Origin of the sequence: Nocardia sp. NPDC050717 (assembly GCF_040654275.1) — a bacterium.
Lineage (GTDB): Bacteria > Actinomycetota > Actinomycetes > Mycobacteriales > Mycobacteriaceae > Nocardia.
Genome location: NZ_JBFAHR010000010.1, coordinates 1 through 18,749, shown reverse-complemented (window position 1 = coordinate 18,749; position 18,749 = coordinate 1). Strand labels below are relative to the sequence as shown.

19 protein-coding genes are annotated in these 18,749 nt (G+C 69.6%); 16 read left to right on the top strand and 3 right to left on the bottom strand.

Features of this window, described 5'->3' with window-relative positions:
- The first annotated feature begins 82 nt into the window (after positions 1 to 82).
- Positions 83 to 478 carry a Rid family hydrolase gene (locus AB0H56_RS20240; protein WP_357165306.1) on the top strand — a complete coding sequence of 132 codons (396 nt, stop codon included), beginning with the start codon at positions 83 to 85 and terminating at the stop codon, positions 476 to 478.
- 48 nt (positions 479 to 526) lie between these two features.
- On the opposite strand, the gene AB0H56_RS20235 is transcribed toward AB0H56_RS20240, so the two are convergent.
- Both AB0H56_RS20235 and AB0H56_RS20230 read right to left on the bottom strand, forming a co-directional pair.
- A complete protein-coding gene (locus tag AB0H56_RS20235) occupies positions 527 to 1,525 on the bottom strand; it encodes an oxygenase MpaB family protein (RefSeq protein WP_357165303.1) in 999 nt (332 codons plus the stop codon).
- A gap of 183 nt (positions 1,526 to 1,708) precedes the next feature.
- The gene (locus AB0H56_RS20230; protein WP_357165300.1) at positions 1,709 to 2,530 is read right to left on the bottom strand and encodes an oxygenase MpaB family protein; all 822 of its coding nucleotides are present in this window, start codon (positions 2,528 to 2,530) and stop codon (positions 1,709 to 1,711) included.
- 285 nt (positions 2,531 to 2,815) lie between these two features.
- Between AB0H56_RS20230 and AB0H56_RS20225 the strand changes: the two genes are divergently transcribed.
- The gene (locus tag AB0H56_RS20225) at positions 2,816 to 4,171 is read left to right on the top strand and encodes an AMP-binding protein (RefSeq protein ID WP_357165297.1); all 1,356 of its coding nucleotides are present in this window, start codon (positions 2,816 to 2,818) and stop codon (positions 4,169 to 4,171) included.
- Entirely contained in the window at positions 4,168 to 4,920 is a 753-nt protein-coding gene (locus AB0H56_RS20220; RefSeq protein WP_357165294.1) for an oxygenase MpaB family protein, read from the top strand. Before AB0H56_RS20225 ends, AB0H56_RS20220 begins: the two co-directional genes overlap by 4 nt.
- 50 nt (positions 4,921 to 4,970) lie before the next feature.
- Here the strand turns inward: AB0H56_RS20220 and AB0H56_RS20215 are convergent, their stop codons facing one another.
- The gene (locus AB0H56_RS20215; protein WP_357165292.1) at positions 4,971 to 6,134 is read right to left on the bottom strand and encodes a thiolase family protein; all 1,164 of its coding nucleotides are present in this window, start codon (positions 6,132 to 6,134) and stop codon (positions 4,971 to 4,973) included.
- 356 nt (positions 6,135 to 6,490) lie between these two features.
- Here AB0H56_RS20215 and AB0H56_RS20210 point away from each other — a divergent pair, with 356 nt between their 5' ends.
- The 13 genes from AB0H56_RS20210 (at position 6,491) to AB0H56_RS20150 (ending at position 18,699) form a co-directional block, all read left to right on the top strand.
- A complete protein-coding gene (locus AB0H56_RS20210; RefSeq protein ID WP_110038543.1) occupies positions 6,491 to 6,715 on the top strand; it encodes a hypothetical protein in 225 nt (74 codons plus the stop codon).
- On the top strand, positions 6,715 to 6,900 hold the full coding sequence (locus tag AB0H56_RS20205; protein ID WP_232998558.1) for a hypothetical protein: 186 nt from the start codon (positions 6,715 to 6,717) through the stop codon (positions 6,898 to 6,900). Before AB0H56_RS20210 ends, AB0H56_RS20205 begins: the two co-directional genes overlap by 1 nt.
- An 83-nt stretch (positions 6,901 to 6,983) precedes the next feature.
- A complete protein-coding gene (locus AB0H56_RS20200; protein WP_357166000.1) occupies positions 6,984 to 7,793 on the top strand; it encodes an ABC transporter permease in 810 nt (269 codons plus the stop codon).
- Between the two features lies 1 nt (position 7,794).
- Positions 7,795 to 8,658, top strand: a complete 864-nt coding sequence (locus AB0H56_RS20195; RefSeq protein WP_357165287.1) for an ABC transporter permease — start codon at positions 7,795 to 7,797, stop codon at positions 8,656 to 8,658.
- A gap of 9 nt (positions 8,659 to 8,667) precedes the next feature.
- Entirely contained in the window at positions 8,668 to 10,101 is a 1,434-nt protein-coding gene (locus AB0H56_RS20190; RefSeq protein ID WP_357165284.1) for an MCE family protein, read from the top strand.
- Positions 10,098 to 11,120, top strand: coding sequence for an MlaD family protein (locus tag AB0H56_RS20185; RefSeq protein WP_357165281.1), 1,023 nt, complete (start codon positions 10,098 to 10,100; stop codon positions 11,118 to 11,120). The genes AB0H56_RS20190 and AB0H56_RS20185 overlap by 4 nt, the downstream gene beginning before the upstream one ends.
- Positions 11,117 to 12,130, top strand: coding sequence for an MCE family protein (locus AB0H56_RS20180; protein WP_357165278.1), 1,014 nt, complete (start codon positions 11,117 to 11,119; stop codon positions 12,128 to 12,130). Before AB0H56_RS20185 ends, AB0H56_RS20180 begins: the two co-directional genes overlap by 4 nt.
- Positions 12,130 to 13,236, top strand: a complete 1,107-nt coding sequence (locus tag AB0H56_RS20175) for an MCE family protein (protein ID WP_357165275.1) — start codon at positions 12,130 to 12,132, stop codon at positions 13,234 to 13,236. The genes AB0H56_RS20180 and AB0H56_RS20175 overlap by 1 nt, the downstream gene beginning before the upstream one ends.
- On the top strand, positions 13,233 to 14,345 hold the full coding sequence (locus AB0H56_RS20170) for an MCE family protein (RefSeq protein WP_357165273.1): 1,113 nt from the start codon (positions 13,233 to 13,235) through the stop codon (positions 14,343 to 14,345). The genes AB0H56_RS20175 and AB0H56_RS20170 overlap by 4 nt, the downstream gene beginning before the upstream one ends.
- Positions 14,342 to 15,526 carry an MCE family protein gene (locus tag AB0H56_RS20165; protein WP_357165270.1) on the top strand — a complete coding sequence of 395 codons (1,185 nt, stop codon included), beginning with the start codon at positions 14,342 to 14,344 and terminating at the stop codon, positions 15,524 to 15,526. The genes AB0H56_RS20170 and AB0H56_RS20165 overlap by 4 nt, the downstream gene beginning before the upstream one ends.
- A gap of 16 nt (positions 15,527 to 15,542) precedes the next feature.
- Positions 15,543 to 16,136, top strand: coding sequence for a hypothetical protein (locus AB0H56_RS20160; RefSeq protein ID WP_357165267.1), 594 nt, complete (start codon positions 15,543 to 15,545; stop codon positions 16,134 to 16,136).
- Positions 16,133 to 17,359 (top strand): helix-turn-helix domain-containing protein, encoded by a 1,227-nt coding sequence (locus AB0H56_RS20155; protein WP_357165264.1) that lies wholly within the window; start codon positions 16,133 to 16,135, stop codon positions 17,357 to 17,359. The genes AB0H56_RS20160 and AB0H56_RS20155 overlap by 4 nt, the downstream gene beginning before the upstream one ends.
- Before the next feature lie 14 nt (positions 17,360 to 17,373).
- Complete coding sequence (locus AB0H56_RS20150) at positions 17,374 to 18,699, top strand: helix-turn-helix domain-containing protein (protein WP_357165261.1); 1,326 nt, start codon at positions 17,374 to 17,376, stop codon at positions 18,697 to 18,699.
- Positions 18,700 to 18,749: the final 50 nt, after the last annotated feature.

The window sequence follows — 18,749 nt, the reverse complement described above, 5'->3', positions numbered from 1 at the left end:
GTCACCGACGGTGCGGTGTCACACTCGGCACCGCACCGTCGTCGTCTGTGTGCACGACACAGTCGACGACAGGAGTTTCCGTATGTCCGTGGTGATCAGCAACCCGTCCGGCCTGCACGACCCGACCGGGTTCGGCTACAGCCACGTCGCCCGGGTGACCGGTGAGCTGGTGCTCATCGCCGGCCAGTACGACTCGGACCGCGAAGGGCACACCACCGCACCGGATTTCGCCGGCCAGGTGGACCGGGCCTTCGAAAATCTGGGCATCGCGCTGCGCTCGGCGGGCGCGAGCTGGGCCGACGTCGCGCAGTTGCGCACGTTCATCGTCGACCACGACGGGGACAAGCTGGCGATCCTCGGCGCCAAGATCGCCGAGATCTGGGGCGAGCGCCCACCCGCACAGACCCTGCTCGGGGTCGCGGCGCTCGCCCTGCCCGGCATGCTGTTCGAGGTGGACGCACTCGCCGCGCTCCCCTGAGCGCTCGGCTCGCGCACTCGCCGTCCCCGCCACGGCGAGTGCGCGGGTTCAGATGAGCGCCTTCTGCTTTCGGATCCGCCTGCGCACATCGCGCATCATCGCGTGCGTCCCCGCGAAGCGGATGAACTTCGGGATGAAACGGTTCACGAAACCGACGAACAGGAACAGGTGCTCGAAGCGCCGTTGATCCGACGCGCTCCACTCCACGCCCATCTGCTCGCGGAAGTGTGGCGGCAGGAAGCCCGCGGTCAGGAACTGCAGCAGCCCGCCCGCGACGACCCGCATCGGCCAGTTGATCATCCGCAGATGCAGCAGATCGTCGATGTAGGCACGGAATTCGTCGTCGCACACCACGCCCTTGCAGGCCTCGAGCCAGTACGCGTCGAAGTCGGCCCTGGTCGCGGGCCACATGTCCGGATGCACCTGCAGGGTGGTGCCGAAGGTGTCGGCGCCCTGGTAGAACACCTCGAGTTCCTCGGCCGACATCTTGCCGTGCAGCATCTGGTGCGTGTCCTCGAAGCCGATGTAGATGGCCGCGGCCACATACATCTGCAGGTGCCGGTCGAAGGCGTTGTACTTCACCTTCGAGTCCGGCCGCGAGCGCACCTGCCGATGCGCGACGTTGACGGCCTCCCGCATGGCCTTCTTGTCCTCGTCGGTGCCGAGAATCGCGGTCGCGAGGTAGGCGGCGGTGGTGCGCAACCGTTTCCACGGATGCACCATCAGCGCACCGGATTCGACCTGACTCTCCATCACGCCCGCCGCGACGCCCTGGTGCGCGAACTGCATGGCCACGTTCGCCGCCGCGCCGGCGAACATCCAGAAGTCCAGCGCGTCGGCCAGGTGGGCGGGCCGCTTGCGAGGCGAGCGGTAGATGTCGGGAATGTGGATCCGCACCCGCTCGAGGGTCAGGACCTGCTCGCCCCGCTCCGCGTCGCCGGACGGGCTGCGCGCGGATCGCCACTGTGGCGCGGGCCCCTCCTCGACGTATCCCGCACTGTCCGGATTCCCGTAGTCGGGTTCGCCGGGCTTCGTTGCCGTGGTCATCGCCATCCTTTCCCCGAGGTGTCCGCCCGGATCCCCACCACTGCGAATCGACACCGGGAGCGGCCCTCTAGCGCACTATGTTACCGCTCATTCTCGTTACCTACACAGGGTTTCAACCAAAGACGGTGGAGATAAGTTGGCGATCATTCACGACTCGATGGGCAACCGGCGACGGGGCGGCGACTAGATGAGATTCAGCCCCTTCGCCCGGCGCCTGCGCATGTCGGCGAGATAGAGGTCGAAGGGCTGCATCCGCACCGACTCGGGCATGACCGCGAGGAACCGGCCCGCCGCGCGCAGCGACAACTCGAACACGCGCTGCCTGCGCGGGCTCCAGGCCAGACCGAGTTCGTCTCGGAACCACTGCGGCAGGAAACCGGTGGTGAAGAACCGGTTCGCGCGGCCGAACAGCAGCCGGGTGTGCCTGCGATACGGGCCGAGGCCGACGACCTGCTCGAGCAGGTAGGCCCGCACCTCGTCGTCGAAGGACAGCTCGCCGAGCATCGAGTCCCAGTACCGGGCGAACGCGGCGCGGTCGGCGGGCCAGAGTTCGGCGGGCACCTGCAGCGTCGTCCCGAATCGCGCGGCGTCGCGGTACAACTCGTCGACAAAGGTTTCGTCGAGTCCACCGTTGAGCCAGGTCAACGCGTCGAGCGTGCCGCGATACAGGCACGCGGCCACCCACAGCTGCAACCGCGGATCGAAGGCGTTGTAGCGCACCGGACTGTCGGGACCCGACCTGACCTGGCGGTGCGCGGTGCCGACGGCGGCGCGATAGGCGGCGCGATCCTCGTCCGTGCCGACCATGGCCACGGCGAGATAGGTGAGAGTGGTCCGGCCGCGCTTGAGCGGATGGGCGGTGAAGCTGCCGGACTCGACGACGCTCTCCACCACGCCGCGCCCCACCGGGGGCAGGCTCAGTTGCATGATGACATTGGCCGGACCGCCGAGCGCGGCGCCGAACCCGCTCAGATAGCGGCGCCTGCGCGCCAGATCCGCGTCCACGACCGGCAGGCTCGCCGCCCGCGCCGATGACCTACCTCGAAACACCGTTGTTGAGAGATTCACACACAGAGTCTCTCATTGCTTCTTCCTGCACACAACGGTCGCGCGGTCGATAAGTTACTTATCATTCATCTATTCGCCGTTCCGCACTCACTCGTACATGCCGAAGCACCTGCATATTCGCCGAACTAAGTTACCGTTGATTCCATGTCTGAGTATGCTCGATGCCGGGGTGTCGACGTCTCGCTCCGCCCTCTTCCGATCACCCCTCTCCCGGAGGTACCCGTGCCGACCGCCCCCTCCGCGCCGACCGCCGTCGTCCGCGCCGTCGCCGACGCGCTCGGCGCCGTCGCCGTCCTGCTCCGGCGCGGCGCGATCGAGCTCCGGCAGCCGCTGGAACTGGTCCGCACGGCCCGCGATGCCACCACGCTCGGCCCGGTCGTCACCACACTCGCGCACGCGACCCGCGGCACCCTCGCCGCCGCGGCGCTGATCGACGACCGCGGGCCGATCACCTTCGAGCAACTCGACCACGCGTCCAACCGGCTGGCCCACGGGCTCGCCGCGCAGGGCGTCACGACCGACACGGTGCTCGGCGCGCTGTGCCGCGACCACCGTGGCTTCGTGCTCGCGCTGCTGGCCGCGGGCAAGCTCGGCGCGCGCATCGTGCTGCTCGGCACCGACCTGGCAGGCGCGCGGCTGCGCACGGTGCTCGACCGCGAACGGATCGACCTGCTGCTGGTCGACGCGGAGTTCGTCGACCGGTTCGACGAGCACCCGCGCGCGGCGCCGATCATCCTCACCAGGGCGGCCGAGACCAACCGGCGCGGCCTGCCGACGATCCACGGCATCGCGGCGTGGCGCTCGGCGCTGCCACTGCCCGCCCCCGAGGACCCCGGCGGCATCGTCGTCCTCACCAGCGGCACCACCGGAACGCCGAAAGGCGTACAGCGCGGCCGGGTTTCGCCGCTGCAAGCGGCGCAGTTCCTGGACCGCGTCCCGCTGCCGACCGGGGGAACGATCGTGCTCGCCGCGCCCCTGTTCCACGGCAGCGGCCTGTCCCAGCTGATCCTGGGCTGGGCACTCGGCAACACCGTGGTGGTACTGCCCGGCCGGTTCGATGCCCGCCGAACCCTGGCCGCGATCGCCGACCATCGCGCCGACGCGGTGGTCCTGACGCCGGGCATGCTGCGGCAGATCGTCGACCTGGGTCCGGCGGTCCGGGCCGAATTCCCCACGGCGACACCGGCGGTGATCCTCTCCGCGGGCGCGGCCCTCGCGCCGGACCTGAGCAGCCGGACCGCGCGGCTGTTCGGCGACGTGCTCTACAACCTGTACGCCTCGACCGAGGTCGCCGTGGCCGCGGTCGCGACACCGGAGGACCTGCGCGCGGCGCCGGGCACCGTCGGTCACCCACCGGTCGGGTGCCGGGTCGCCGTGTACGACCGGAATCGGCGCCGGATCACCACGCCCGGTGTCGTCGGCACCGTGTTCGTGTCCAGCGGACTCTCCGTGGTCGGGCACACCGACGGCACCGGCCCCGAGGTCGTCGACGGCATGCACTCCAGTGGCGACCTCGGCCATGTCGACGCCGAGGGCAGGCTGTTCATCGATGGCCGCGTGGAAGACGATCGGCGGTGACGCTCCCCCGCGCCGCGCTCCAGCGACCCGCCGCGGGCGCGTTGCTGCGCAGGCACCTCGGTGACCGCCGGTTCCTGCTGACCCTGCCGCGCGCGGTCGGACTCCAGGTCCTACACCCCGCGATCGCGCCCGCCCTCGCCGAGCACACGACGACCCGGCTGTGGGAACACAAGAAGCGGGCGGTGCTGCAGATGATCCACCTGGCCTGCGCCGCGCACGACACCGCCGCCGCGATCCGCTTCGCGCACGAGCACGTCAAGGGCACCGACGACCGCGGGAGCCGCTACCACGCGCTGCGCCCCGACACGTTCCTGTTCCAGCACGCCACCTACGTCGACGCCCTGATGACGGCGGCCGACATGTTCGGGCCCGCCCTCACCGCCGAGACCAGAGCCGAGCTCTACACCCAGTGCTGCCGGTGGTACCGCAGCTACGGGATCAGCGACCGCGACCTGCCCGCCGGCTGGCCGGAATTCACCGAGTACTTCGCCGGCACCTGCGCGGCCACGCTCCGGATGACCCCGGCCGCGGCCACACTCCGCCCCCAGGTCCTCCGGCCGGACGCGTGGATCGTCCGGCAGCTGCCGAGCGCCGCGGTACGGGCCATGCAGCACCCCCGCGCCGTCGAGCTCTACGGCCTGACACCCCGCCCGGCGGACGCGGCGGCGTTGCGCACGGTCGCCGCGATCACCCGGCTCGGCGTCACCACGGTGCCGCGGCTGCGCTCGGTTCCCCAGGCGAGGCACTGAGTGCGATCGGTGGAAGCCCGTGCCGCGCAGGGACTTCCACCGGAACCAGCTCAGAGTCGTTCGATGATGGTCGCGTTGGCCAGACCACCGGCCTCGCACATCGTCTGCAGCCCGTAGCGGCCACCGGTCTGTTCGAGGTGGTTGACCATCGTGGCGAGCAGCCGGGTGCCCGAGGCGCCCAGCGGATGCCCGAGCGCGATCGCGCCACCGCGCGGATTCACCCGCTCCGGATCGGCGCCGAGCTCGTGCTGCCAGACCAGGGGTACCGGCGCGAACGCCTCGTTCACCTCGAAGGCGTCGATGTCGTCGACGGTCAGCGACACACGCTCGAGCGCCTTGCGGGTGGCGGGCACGACCGCGGTCAGCATGAGCGTCGGGTCGTCGCCCATGACCGCGAAGGAGTGGAAGCGGGCGCGCGGGGTGAGCCCCAGCTTCTTCGCCGCCGCCTCACTCATGATCAGCGCGGCCGAGGCGCCGTCGGTCAGCGGGGAGGAATTGCCCGCGGTCACCGACCAGCCGATCTCCGGAAAGCGTTCCAGCATGGCGGGATCGGTGAACGCCGGACGCAGGCCGGCCAGCCCGTCCACCGTGGTGCCCGAGCGGATGGTCTCGTCGGCGGTGAGGTCACCGGCCGCCACCAGCTCGGCGTCGAACCCACCCGCCGCCGCGGTGGCGGCGGCGAGGCGGTGCGAGCGCGCGGCGAACTCGTCGAGGGTCGCGCGGTCGAGCTTCCAGCGCGCGGCCAGGATCTCCGCGGCGATCCCCTGCCCGATCAGGCCGTCGGGGTACCGCGCGGCGAGCGGCGCGCGCAGCGAGTCCTTGCCCTGGGTGTTGGAGAACATCGGGGCCCGGCTCATCGACTCGACACCGCACGCGATCGCGATGTCGTAGGCGCCGGCGAGCACGCCCTGCGCCGCGAAATGCACGGCCTGCTGGCTCGATCCGCACTGCCGGTCGACCGTGGTCGCCGGGACCGACTCCGGGAAGCCCGCCGCCAGCACCGCGGTGCGGGAGATGTTGTTGGCCTGCTCGCCGCTCTGGGTGACGCAGCCGCCGATCACGTCGTCGACCAGCGCCGGATCGATGCCGGTGCGCTCGACCAGGGCGCCGAGCACCCCGGCCAGGAGGGTCGCCGGGTGCACCGACGACAATCCGCCGCCTGCCTTGCCCCGGCCCGAGGGCGTGCGAACCACATCGACGATGACTGCGGACATCGAGTTCCTCCTACACGGTCACCGGACCTCGGCGACTCCGACCATAAGTTACCGATCATTCTCGCAGGCGACAAGGACCGGGCCACTCCGGCCGCACGCTGTGGACAATCGGGGCCGCCTAAAATATGTTACCGGTAATTCTCGTCACATCGGCGAGAATATGTAGTAACTTAGCCGACGTGCACGACGGGGGTTCCCGCAGACGAGCACTGAGCTGTCCCGAGATCACGGGGAGGATCCCGGGGCGTCAAGCACCCTTCCCCAAGAATGCTCGGAAACATCATGCGACCGTCGACGACGTCGGACACCCACCGCTCGCCCGGACGGTCCCCGCAGGAAGGAACACCGGTACCGCCATGTTGCGACGGCTGGACAGGTTTCTCAGCTACGAGATGAAGGTGTCGGAATTTCTCGGCACGCTCATCATCATCGGCATCCCCTACGCCCTCGTCGGCGGCGTCTGGACCCTCACCCACACAAGCCATCTCGGCGATCTGCACGGGGTGGACCTGGTGGTCTCGTTCCTCGGGTCCATCGTCTGCTGGCCCGTGCTCCTCTTCGCGAACGTGACGATGACCTGATGATGGCACTGGTCTGGGTCATCGATCTCGTGGTGATCATCGTCAAGATCCTCGGCGGACGCACGCAGGTCAATCCGGTACTCCGATTCGGCCTGTGGCTCGCCGTCCTCTGCGCCCTGGTCCTCGGTCTCGCGGCCGTCGCCGGTCTCGTCGCCCTGCTCCATCACTGGCTGAGCACGCTCTAGCCACCGAGCGCCCTCCCGAAGCAAGAAAGGATCGGTGCAGCGTGACGCCGCAACCGGCCACCGAACCGTCCGAGGTCGGACGGATCATCGACAGCGCCACCGGGCTCTGGCGACGACACCCCCAGCAGTCGATCGAGACGCTGGGCCGACAGGTCCTGCTCGGCCGGACCGCGATCGTGCAGCTGGTCCTGTCGATCGCGCACCGACGATTCCCGTTCCACGAGTTCGTCAAACAGTGCGCGTTCATGGCCAACGTCTCGGCCCTGCCGACGGTGTTCGTGGCCATCCCGGTCGCGGTGGTGGTGTCGATCCAGGTCGGCGCGCTGGTCAACCAGGTGGGCGCGACCACCTTCATCGGCGCGGTGGCCGGGCTCGGCATCATCCGCCAGGGCGCGCCGCTGGTCACCTCGCTGATGATCGCCGGCGCGGTCGGCTCGGCCATCTGCGCCGACCTCGGCTCGCGCACCATCCGCGAGGAGATCGACGCGATGAAGGTGATGGGCGTCGACCCGGTGCGCAGGCTGGTCGCACCGCGGCTGGCGGCGGCGGTGCTGGTCAGCATGCTGCTGTGCGGGTTCATCGTCTTCGTCGGCTTCGCCACCGCGTACATGTTCAACGTCTACGCCCAGCACGGCACGCCCGGTTCGTTCATCAGCTCCTTCGCCTCGTTCGCGGTCGCCAACGATCTGCTGGTGGCGCTGTTCAAGGCGGCGATCTTCGGCGCACTCACCGCGATCATCGCCTGCGACATCGGTCTGCACACCAAGGGCGGACCGGGTGGGGTGGCGAACGCGGTGAACTCGGCGGTGGTCAGCTCGGCGCTGATGCTGTTCGCCACCAACATCATCGTCACCCAGCTCTACAACAGCTTCTTCCCCTCGAAGGTGGTCTGAGATGGCGGCCGAGTACACCCCGCCGACCCTGCGCCCGGTCCGCGTGGTCGGCGCCGCGGCCAAGGTCCCGGTGCGGGCCAATCAGCGCCTCGGGCACCAGGCGATCGTGTTCTTCCAGACCCTGCTCGCGATCCCGTTCACGCTGCGCCACTACCGCAAGGAAGTCGCCCGGCTGGTCGCCGACGTCGGCTGGGGCAACGGCTCGCTGATCGTCGGTGGCGGCACGGTCGGCGTGGTCGTCGTGCTGTGCGCCTTCGGCGGCATCACCGTGGGCGTCGAGTCCTATACGGCGCTGAACCTGCTGACGATGGGACCGCTCACCGGCGCCATCTCCGGCTTCGCCACCACCAGGGAGATCGCGCCGATCCTCGGCACCCTCGCCTTCGCGATCCAGTCCGGGTGCCGGTTCACCGCCCAGCTCGGCTCGATGCGGATCTCCGAGGAGATCGACGCGCTGGAATCCATCGCCATCCGGCCGCTGCCGTACCTGGTGACCACCAGGATGCTCGCGGCCACCATCACCATCATCCCGCTCTACACGCTGGGCCTGGCGGTCGCCTACGTGGCGACCAAGCTCTCGGTGCTTGTCCTCGGCGGCACCACCGCGGGCACCTACGACCACTACTTCTTCCAGTTCCTGCTCGGCGGGGACGTGTTCTTCTCCCTGGGGAAGGTGGTGGTGTTCGTCCTGATCGCCGCCTTCATCCAGTGCTACTACGGCTTCGTGGCCACCGGTGGACCCGAAGGGGTCGGCGTGGCCGCCGGGCGGGCCATCAAGATGGTCATCGTCGTGATGGTCTTCACCAATCTCTTTCTCACCCTTGCTATCTGGGGCATCGACCCCGGATTCCGGATCTCGGGATAGGTCGATCGGATGATTCTCGATCTCAGCGGCCGCGGCCCCAAACCCCTGCAGCTCACGCTCGCGGGACTGGCGGTGATCACCGCCTTCGCGGTCGCGCTGTATCTGCTCGCGCTGCGCTACAACGGCGAGTTCGAAGACACCGTGGTGGTGGGCGCCGACCTCACCAGCACCGGCGACGGGCTACCCCAGCGCGCCGACGTGAAGTTCCGCGGCATGGTGGTCGGCGCGGTCGGCTCGGTGCAGATGGTGGCCAAGGGTGAGCGCCAGCGCGCCACCCTCGAGCTGAAACCCGGTCTGGCCGAGACCATCCCGGACACGGTGACCGCCCGGGTCGTGCCGGACAACATCTTCGGCGTCTCCTCCATCCAGCTGGTCGACAACGGCGCGGCCGCCTCGACGCTGCGCGCGGGCGCCACCATCGCCGAGGACACCAGCGAGGCGACGGTGCAGCTGCAGTCCACGCTCAACACCCTGCGCGAGGTGCTGTCCACCATCCAGCCCGAGAAGCTCGGACGGGTGCTCGCCACGCTCTCGGCCGCGCTGGAGCCGGGCGCGCGCGTGCCCGGCTCGACCATCGAGCGCCTCGACACCTGGCTCACCACCGTGCACCAGATTCCCGAGATCGGCGGCCTGCTGGGCAATCTCGGCCGGGCCGCGACCGCGCTGAGCCAATCGGCGCCCGAACTGGTCGGGGTGCTGGCCGATTCGGTCACCTCGGCGCGCACGCTCAACGAGCACCGCGCCCAGCTCGTCGAACTGCTCGTACAGGGCAACGCGACAGTCGACTCGGTGAACGCGCTCTTCGCCGCGAATCCCGATTCGGGAAAGGAGCTCGTCGCCGGACTGGACGGGCTGATCGGCGGCGTCGCCAAGGACCCGGGCGCGCTGCAGTCGACGGCGGCCAATCTCAACGCGTCGCTGCGAAAGCTGCAGCAGACCTTCACCTTCGGCCCGCGCAAGCAGATGACCTGGCGGATGGATGTGACCTTCACACCGTTCCAGCAGTACACCGCGCAGGACTGCCCGCGCTACGGCGAGATGACCGGACCGCGCTGCGGTGGACCGACGGTGCCGGAGGTGGCACCGCCCCAGGAGTACCCGGCCTCGATGCTGCCGCAGTGGCTCGAATCCGCCGGGCCCGCCCCGGTGGCCCCGACGGCACCGCTGCCCGGACTACCCACCCTGCCGAACATCACGCTGCCGACCGTGCCCGGCCTGCCCGCGATTCCGGGGCTGCCCGCCATCCCCGGGATCACCGCGCCCGCCGCGGCGCTCGATCCCGCCCCCGCGGCCACGCCCGCGGCGGCGCCGCGGCTGACCGGTGTCGCCGCGGTGTCGGCGCTGGTCGGCGGCAGGCCGACGTTCAGTCAGCTGCTGCTGCTCGGCGCGATCCTGGGCGGCCTGCCCGTCGTCCCCGATGCCGAAGGCGGTGTCCAGCAGTGAAATACGGCAAAGCGCTCATCGGGTTCAGCTTCTTCGTCGTGCTGGCGACGGTGCTCACCTACACCATCTGGTCGACGCTGCAGCGCAGCGTGCCCGGCACCACCTCGAGCTACTCGGCGGTGTTCTCCGATGTCCTCGGCCTGCGCGTCGGTGACGACGTGCGGATGGCTGGGGTGCGGGTCGGCCGGATCGACAAGATCGACTTCACCGACGACTACGCCGCGCGGGTCGACTTCCAGATCGAGGCCCGCCAGCAGCTGACCGACACCACCAAAGCCCTGGTGCGGTACCAGAATCTGATCGGCCAGCGCTACCTGGCGCTGGCCGCGGGCGAGGGCGCGGGCACGACGATGCCGCCGGGTTCGCAGATCCCGATGGACCGGACCGAGCCGTCCTTCGACGTGTCCTCGCTGCTGTCGGGCTTCGAACCGCTGTTCAGCGTGCTGCAGCCCGACCAGATCAATTCCCTGTCGGAGACGCTCATCCAGGCGTTGCAGGGCAACGAGGTGTCGCTGTCGGCACTGATCACCCAGGCCGCGCAGCTGGCCAACACCTTCGGCGAACGCGATCAGATCCTCGGTGACGTGCTGAGCAACCTCAGCTCGGTGCTCGCGGGCCTGGCCAACCGCAGCGGCGAGCTGGAGACGCTGATCACCCAGACCCGCAGCCTGATGGACGGGCTCTACGCCGAGGGCGAATCGCTGAAGAGCTCGGTCGAGCGGGTCTCGGGCGCGACGGACTCGCTGGTCTCGCTCATCGGCCAGGTGAAGCCGGGCATGGCCGACGCGCAGCGCAACGCCACCACCGGCGTCATGATGCTGCTCTACAACGGCGCCGCGCTGGATCGCATGGCGCTCGAGTTCCCCGACTTCCTCAACGGTGTCGCGCGTTTCACCCAGTACGGCACCTACGGCAATGCCTACATCTGTCGCCTCGATGTTTCCCTGTGGGGCGTTCTCCTGCCGGAGGGCCTGTTCTCACAGGTCGGCGGCAACTCGCAATCGGGAGTGTGTCGATGATCAGACCACGCGTTCCAGAATTCCTGCTGCGCAACCGGCATCTGCGCCTCGGCCTGCTGGCCGGAGCCTCGGTGCTGGTCCTGCTCGGCGCGTCCAGTGTGCTCACGCAGATCCGGCTGGGCGACATCACCATTCACGCCGAGTTCGCCCAGGCGGCGGGCTTGCAGCAGGGCGCGACCGTAGACATCTCCGGCATCGAGGTCGGTGAGGTGCAGTCGGTGAAGCTGGTCGACGACCGGGTCGACGTGGCGCTGCGGATCCGCCACGACATCCGGCTCGGCGCCGACGCGAGCGCGGCGATCAAGATGTCGACCATCCTCGGCAGGCTGCACGTCGATCTGAAACCGGGCGACGGAAAGGGCCTGCCCGGCAAACGGATCGGGCTCGACCGGACCTCGGTCCCGTACAACCTGAGCAAGGTCATCCAGGATCCGGAGTACACCTCCTCGTTCGAGCGCATCGAACGGATCGATCCGAACAAGCTGCGCACCGCGCTCGACGTGTTCAGCGCCCAGCTCGGGGACTCCCCGGCCATGGCGGTGCAGGCCCTCGACAGCATCGGCGCGCTGGCGCAGGTGATCAACAGCAGGCGCGACGAGGTCGACACGTTGTTGAAGAGCATGGATCAGGTCTCCCAGCTCGTCGCCGACAACCGCAACAGCGTGCTCGTGCTGCTGACCAGGGGCGAGGCGATCGGCGCGGCCGTGCAGCAGCGCCAGACACTGCTCACCCAGCTGCTCGACAACGTCGCCGCGATGTCGAAGCTGCTGCAGGACATGGGCATCGAGAACAACGGCGAGCTCGGGCCGCTCATCGCGAACCTGAACACCATGGCGGACGGGTTGACCGAGAACAAGGAGAACCTGGACCGGATCTACGAGATCGCCCCGGTCACCTTGCGCCAGTTCAACAATCTGCTGGGCAACGGTCCCTACGGCGAGATCTGGGCGCCGTGGATCCTGCCGGACAACTGGCTGTGCTTCGCGCAGGCCGTACAGGGGTGCAACTGATGAGCACGGGAACCGTTCGCGCGAGCAAAGTGGCCGCGCTCTGCCTGGCCGCGCTGCTCGCGGCGAGTTGCGCGCTGCTGCCCGACAGCGTCACCGGCGCGGGCGAGCGCGTGCTGAGCAGGCAGAAGCGCATCAGCGCCGACTTCGAGAACGTGGCCGGGCTGTACCCGGGAAACGAGGTCGCGGTGCTCGGCGTGCCGGTCGGCGTCGTCGACTCGGTGACACCACGCGGCAGCTACGTGGAGGTGGTGATGTCGGTCGATCGCGACGTGCGCATCCCCGCCGACGCGATGGCCGCGCTGATCTCGCCGCAGCTGATCACCAACCGCCACGTCGAACTGGCCCCCGCCTACACCGGATCGGGCCCCCAGCTCGCCGACGGCGCGCATCTTCCGCTGGCACGAACCAGGACGCCGGTCGAACTCGACCGCATCCTGGCCAATTTCGACCAGCTCGGCGAGGCGCTCAAAGGCGACAGCCAGCAGGGCCCGATGGCGAGCCGGGTGTTGTTCCCCCTGCTCGACGGCAACGGTGACCGGCTGCGCGAAACGCTGGACGAGCTCTCGGCGGCCTTCGAGGTGACCTTCGCCAACAAGGACCAGATCGCCAACACGATCGTGCGCCTGCGCGAGATCACCCAGATCATCGCCGAGAACGACCAGACGGTCCGGGATTTCAGCGGCCGCATCACCGAACTGATCGCGCTGTTCGGCCAGCAGTCTCCCGGCCTGCAGGCCGTGCTGACCCAGCTCGACGACTTCATCACCAACACCTCCACGGTCGTCGGCCAGAATCAGGATCAGCTCGCCGGCGCGCTCACCAAGTTCGTCGCGATCGCCGCGCAGATGCGCGCCAACGCCCGCAATCTCACCGAGATCATCGATGTCGGGCCGCTGATGTTCCAGAACTTCGACAACGCGATCAGCCGCGAGCACCAGGCGCTGCGCCTGCACGGCCTGCTCGACAAGATCGTGCTCGACAGCGAGGTGCTCGCCACCTTCTGTGAGCGCGTGCAGATGCGTCTGGACGGCTGCCGCACCGGCAAGATCTCCGACATGGGCCCGGATTTCGGGCTCACCGCCGCGCTGTTGGGACTCACGAAATGACCCTTCGCACCACGCTGGCCGCGGCGTTCTGCGCGGCCGCGGTCGCCGCGTCCGCCACCGGCTGCTCGATGACCGTGGCGGAGCTGCCGATGCCAGAACCCGGCATCGGCGGGCCCGGCTACACCCTGCACGCCACCTTCCGCGACGCACTCAACCTGCCCGACCGGGCGCACGTCAAGATCGGCGGCACCGATATCGGTGTGGTGACCGGCATTTCGACCACCTCGTTCCTCGCCGATGTCGAGATGCTGATCCGCGAGGACATCCAGCTGCCCGAGGGCACCACCGTCGAGCTGCGGCAGGCGACCCCGCTGGGCGACATCTTCGTGGCGATGACCCTGCCCAGCGCCGCGGAGGCGGGACCACCGCTGCGCGAGGGCGCGCGGATCGGCCCCGAGCGCACCGCCTCGGCGGCCTCGGTGGAACAGCTGATGATGTCGGTCTCGATGCTGATCAACGGGGGCGGGCTCAATCAGGCCGCCCGCGTCACCTCCGAACTGAACTCCATCTTCGCAGGCAAGGCGCCGCAGCTGCAGCACCTGATCGGCGAGATGACCTCGGTCATCGCCGCGCTCAACGCGCGCACCGGCGATCTGGACGCGACCCTGCACGGCCTGTCGGTGCTCACCGGCGAACTGGCCAGGCGCAAGGCCGAACTCGGCGCGGCGGCCGACAGCTTCCCGCAGCTGATCGGCCTGTTCGCCGAGAACAACCAGGCGATGGTCGATCTGATCAACAAGGTCGCGGTCACCATGGACGCGCTCGGCGATTTCAGCCAGACGAACGGACCGCAGTTCGTGAGCCTGTTCCAGAGCATCCAGAACCTGATGAACGGGTTCGTGGCGATGGGCGACGACCTGACCGGCGCCCTCGACGGCTTCCACCAGATCTACCCCTCGGTGATGGACAGCATGCGCGGGCCGAACCTCTCGGTCGGCGCGATCCTGTCCTATCTCGACATCGGCGCGATCACCGATCCGGCCGGTAGCCGCTGGCCCGACGGCACCGACATTCCCGCGTTCGTCGGCAGCATCACCGATGTCATCGCCAAGGTGACCGGACGCCTCAACAGCACCCCACAGCTGCCGCCGCAGGAGGGCCCCCGATGAATTCACCGTTGTGGCAGTGGCTGGTTCGCCGTCGCGTCGCGGTCGCCAATGCCGGCCTGGTCGTGGTCATGGTGCTCGGCAGTCTGTATCTCGGCGGCGCGGTCCTGCGGATCGACCCGACCAGCGAGCGGTTCGCCGTCACCGTCGAGCTGGCCACCTCCGGCGGGCTCACCACCGGGAGCGACGTGACCTTCCGCGGTGTGCGGGTGGGCCGGGTCGCGCAGGTCCGCGTCGACGGCACCGGCATCGCGGCCGTGGCCGAGATCGAGGAGGGCACGCGGATTCCGCGCGGCGGCACCGTCTCGGTCGCGCGGCTGTCGGCGGCCGGTGAGCAGTACCTGGATTTCCGGCCCGCGACCGACACCGGCCCCTACCTCACCGACGGCGCCGTCGTCGCCAGGGCCGACACCGCCGTGCCCGTGCAGGTGCAGTCGGTGCTGGGCAACATGGCGGGGCTCGTGGGCGGTATGAACCCCGAGCGGCTCAACGTCATCGTCGACGAGCTCGACAAAGCACTGGCCGGTGGGCCGGACAGCTTGCGCAACATGATCTCCGGGCTGTCGCGGGCGATGGCGGGGCTCACCGATCTGCTCCCGGAGACCGAGCATCTGCTGCGCAATCTCGAGGTCATCGCCGAGACGACCTCGCACGCCCAGCCGGACCTCGGCACCATCACCAGCGCGGGCAGCGCCCTGTTCCAGCAGTTCACCGCCGCCGACGCCGAACTGCGCCAGCTGCTCGAGCGGGGACCGGGTCAGCTGAGCACCCTGGGCGGATTCCTCTCCCGCACCCACGATCCGATCACCGACCTGGTGACGAACTTCGTCGCCATCACCCGGGCGGCCAAGCTGCGCCAGCCCGCGATCGAGCTGCTGTTCCCCACGCTGAGCCGCTTCACCGAGGCGGTCGGCGTCCCGGCCCACGACAACGCGTTCTTCACCCTCGTCGACCCGTGGCCGCGACCGACCTGCGACTACGACACGGTCCCGATCGTGCCGACCACGCCCACCACCGACACCAGGGTGCGGCTCTACAACTACTGCGTCACCGACAATCCCGCGCTCCAGGTGCGCGGCTCGGCCAACGCGCCACGGCCCGCCGGACCCGACAACGGCGCGGGCCCGCCGCCCGGAGTCACCGGCGACGAACTGTCCCAGCCCGCCGTGCCCGCACCTCGATAAGGAGCATCGACCAACCATGAGCAAGGACGAAACACCCACCGCCACCGCGGAATCGGACGACCCGGCCACGACGCCCGCCACGCGCGCAAGCCGCTGGTCCGCCCTCGATCGCAAGACGCTCGGCCTGCGCGGCGCGGCGGCGATCGTGCTCGGCGCCTCGGTGGCCACCTCGGTGTACCTGTTCTTCGAGAACAAGGACAGCGAGGACCTGCTCGCGGCCCAGCAGCAGGCCAGGGAGGCGGCCTGCCGGTACGGCCCGGTGCTGGCCGACTACGACAGCAAGAGCCTCGACACCTATTTCCGGGCCGTGCTCGACGGCGCCACCGGCGACTGGAAGAAGCAGTTCGAATCCACCAGCGCCGAGCTGCGCGACGCCCTCACCCAGGGCGAGGTGGTGTCGAAATCCACCGACACCCAGTGCGCGCTACGCACCGGCGACGAGAACGCCGCCGAGGCCATCGTGGTGATCGGGACGAGCATCTCGAGCCTCGGCACCGAGCACAAGGCCAAGCCCGGCCAGCTGTCGATGGTGCTCAGCCTGCGCAACGACGACGGCCGCTGGCTGGTCGAGAAGGTGAACTCCCCCCTACCGGCGGTACCCGCCCAGTGACCGAACCCTCCTCGACCTCGGCCGCGCGCCCCCGCCAGGTCCGGCGCAGGCCGAAGAACCGGCGGGCCCAGATCGCGGCCGAGGCGGCGGCGGCCTTCGGCGCGCACGGCTATCACGGCGTGAGCATGGACGACATCGCCCGCAGGCTCGACATCAGCTCGACCGCGCTCTACCGCCACTTCCCGAGCAAGTACGCGCTGTTCCGGGAGGAACTGCTGCGCCTGTCCGGACTCGCGCTGCGCGCGGTCGAGCTGCCCGCGGAGGCGACGACCTGGTCCCCGCGCGACCGCCTGGATCACGTGCTCGACGCGATCGTCGTGCTGACCATCGGCAACCGGCCCACCGCCGCGCTGGCCCGCTGGGAGCGCCGCTATCTCGAGCCCGACGACTTCGCCGAGTTCACCGGGCAGTTCACCGCCGCGATCGCCGCGCTCCGCGCGCTCCTGCGCGAGGTACGCCCCGAACTCGACGGCTACGACCGCGTGGTCCGGGCCGTGTCGCTGTTCGCGGTGATCAGCAGCATCGGCGACCACCACACGACGATGTCGGCGAAAACCCTCGCCCCGCTGCTGAAGGCGACGGCGTGGGCGATGATCGACGCCGACCCGGCCTGCGGCCGCGCGCCGGAGCTCATGCGCAGGGCCGCGGGCCGGGCGCAGCCGTTCAAACACGAGCTGCTGCTGCGCAGAGCGGTCGAGCTGTTCCACGAGCGCGGCTATCCGAACGTCAGCATGGAGGACATCGCCACCGCGGCCGACCTGTCGGCGGCCTCGGCGGTGTATCGCTACTACCGCAGCAAGAGCGACCTGCTGGCCGCGGCGTTCCGGCGCGCGGCCGACCGGGTCTCGGGCGCGATCCTGCCCGCGGTGAGCGCCGCGGCCACGCCCGCCGAGGCGCTGGCGACACTGATCGATCTCTATGTCACCGGGTCCTTCGACGAACGCGCGCTGACCTTCGTCTACTACGCCGAGTTCAGCCACGTCGACCAGGCAGACCAGGTCACCCTGCGCCACCGTCAGCAGCTCATCGTGACCGAGTGGGCCGCCCTGGTGACCGAGGCCAGGCCCGAGCTGTCGCTCGGCGAGGCCAAGATCCTCGTGCACGCGGCGTTCAGTCTCGTCGTCGACCTCGGCCGCACCTTCGGCGACGACGGGATCTGCCCGCCCGAACTGGTGATCGGGCTGCTCCAGATCGTCACCCTCGGCCGGCCGCTGCCCCACTGAGCGCACGGGGCGCGGTGACCGAATCCGGTGCGCGGCGCCCACCCGGTCAGGCGATAGCATGGCGGCAAGATCATCGCCGACTGTGCGGCACCCGAGGAACAAAGGGCGAGACGACGAGCAAGCAGGCAGACGAAGCACCCGCGGCCGCGCCGGAACGCCCGATCCGGCGCAGGCCGAAGAACCGGCGTGCCCAGATCGCGGCCGAGGCGGCGGCCGCGTTCGGCGCGCACGGCTATCACGGCGTGTCCATGGACGACATCGCCAAGCGGCTCGACATCAGCTCCACCGCGCTCTACCGTCACTTCCCCAGCAAGTACGCGCTGTTCCGCAAAGAACTGCTGCGCCTGTCCGGCCTGGCGCTGAGCGCGACCGAGCTGCCCGCCGAGGCCGACGACTGGACCGCCAGGCAGCGCGTCGAGCACGTCCTCGACGCGATCATCGGCCTGACGATCGCCAACCGGCCCACCGTCGCCCTCGTGCGCTGGGAGCGCCGCTATCTCGAGCCCGCCGATTTCGACGAGCTCACCGCGCAGTTCACCGCGGCCATCGCCGCGCTGCGCGCCCTCATCGGCGCGGTCCGCCCCGAACTGGACCGGCGCGATCTGGCCATTCGCGCGGTGTCGATCTTCGCGGTGATCAGCAGCATCGGCGATCACCACGCCAATGTGCCCGCGAAAGCGCTCGCCCCGCTGCTCGCCGCGACGAGCTGGGCGCTGATCGACGCCGACCTGGTCCGCCCGGACACCGCGGCGCCGAGCGCGCCCGCCAAGGCGGACTACCAGCCGTTCAAGCACGACCTGTTGCTGCGCAGGGCGGTGGAGCTGTTCCACGAGCGCGGCTATCCGAACGTCAGCGTGGAGGACATCGCCACCGCCGCCGACCTCTCCGCCGCCTCGGCGGTGTACCGCTACTACCGCAGCAAGAGCGACCTGCTGGTGGCCGCGTTCCGTCGCGCGGCCGACCGGGTCTCGGGCGCCATCGCCCCCGCGATCGCCGCGGCCGACGGTCCCGCCGCGGCGCTGGGCACCCTGATCCGGCTGTACGTGGCCGGCTCGTTCGACGAACGCGCGCTGACCTTCGTGTACTACGCGGAATTCGGCCACGTCGATCACGCCGACCAGGTGACCCTGCGGCATCTGCAGCAGCTGATCATCACCGAGTGGGCGAAGCTGGTCGTGGCCGCGCGCCCGGAACTCTCGCTGGGCGAGGCCAGGATCCTGGTGCACGCCGCGTTCAGCCTCGTAGTCGATCTCGGTCGCGCCTTCGACGACCGGATCTGCCCGCAGGACACCGTGATCCAGCTGCTGGAGGCTATTCTGCTCGGCAGGCCCCGGCGCTGACCGACGTGGGCGTGCCGCCCGCGGGCCGGCCCCGCGCCGCCCCCGCGCGC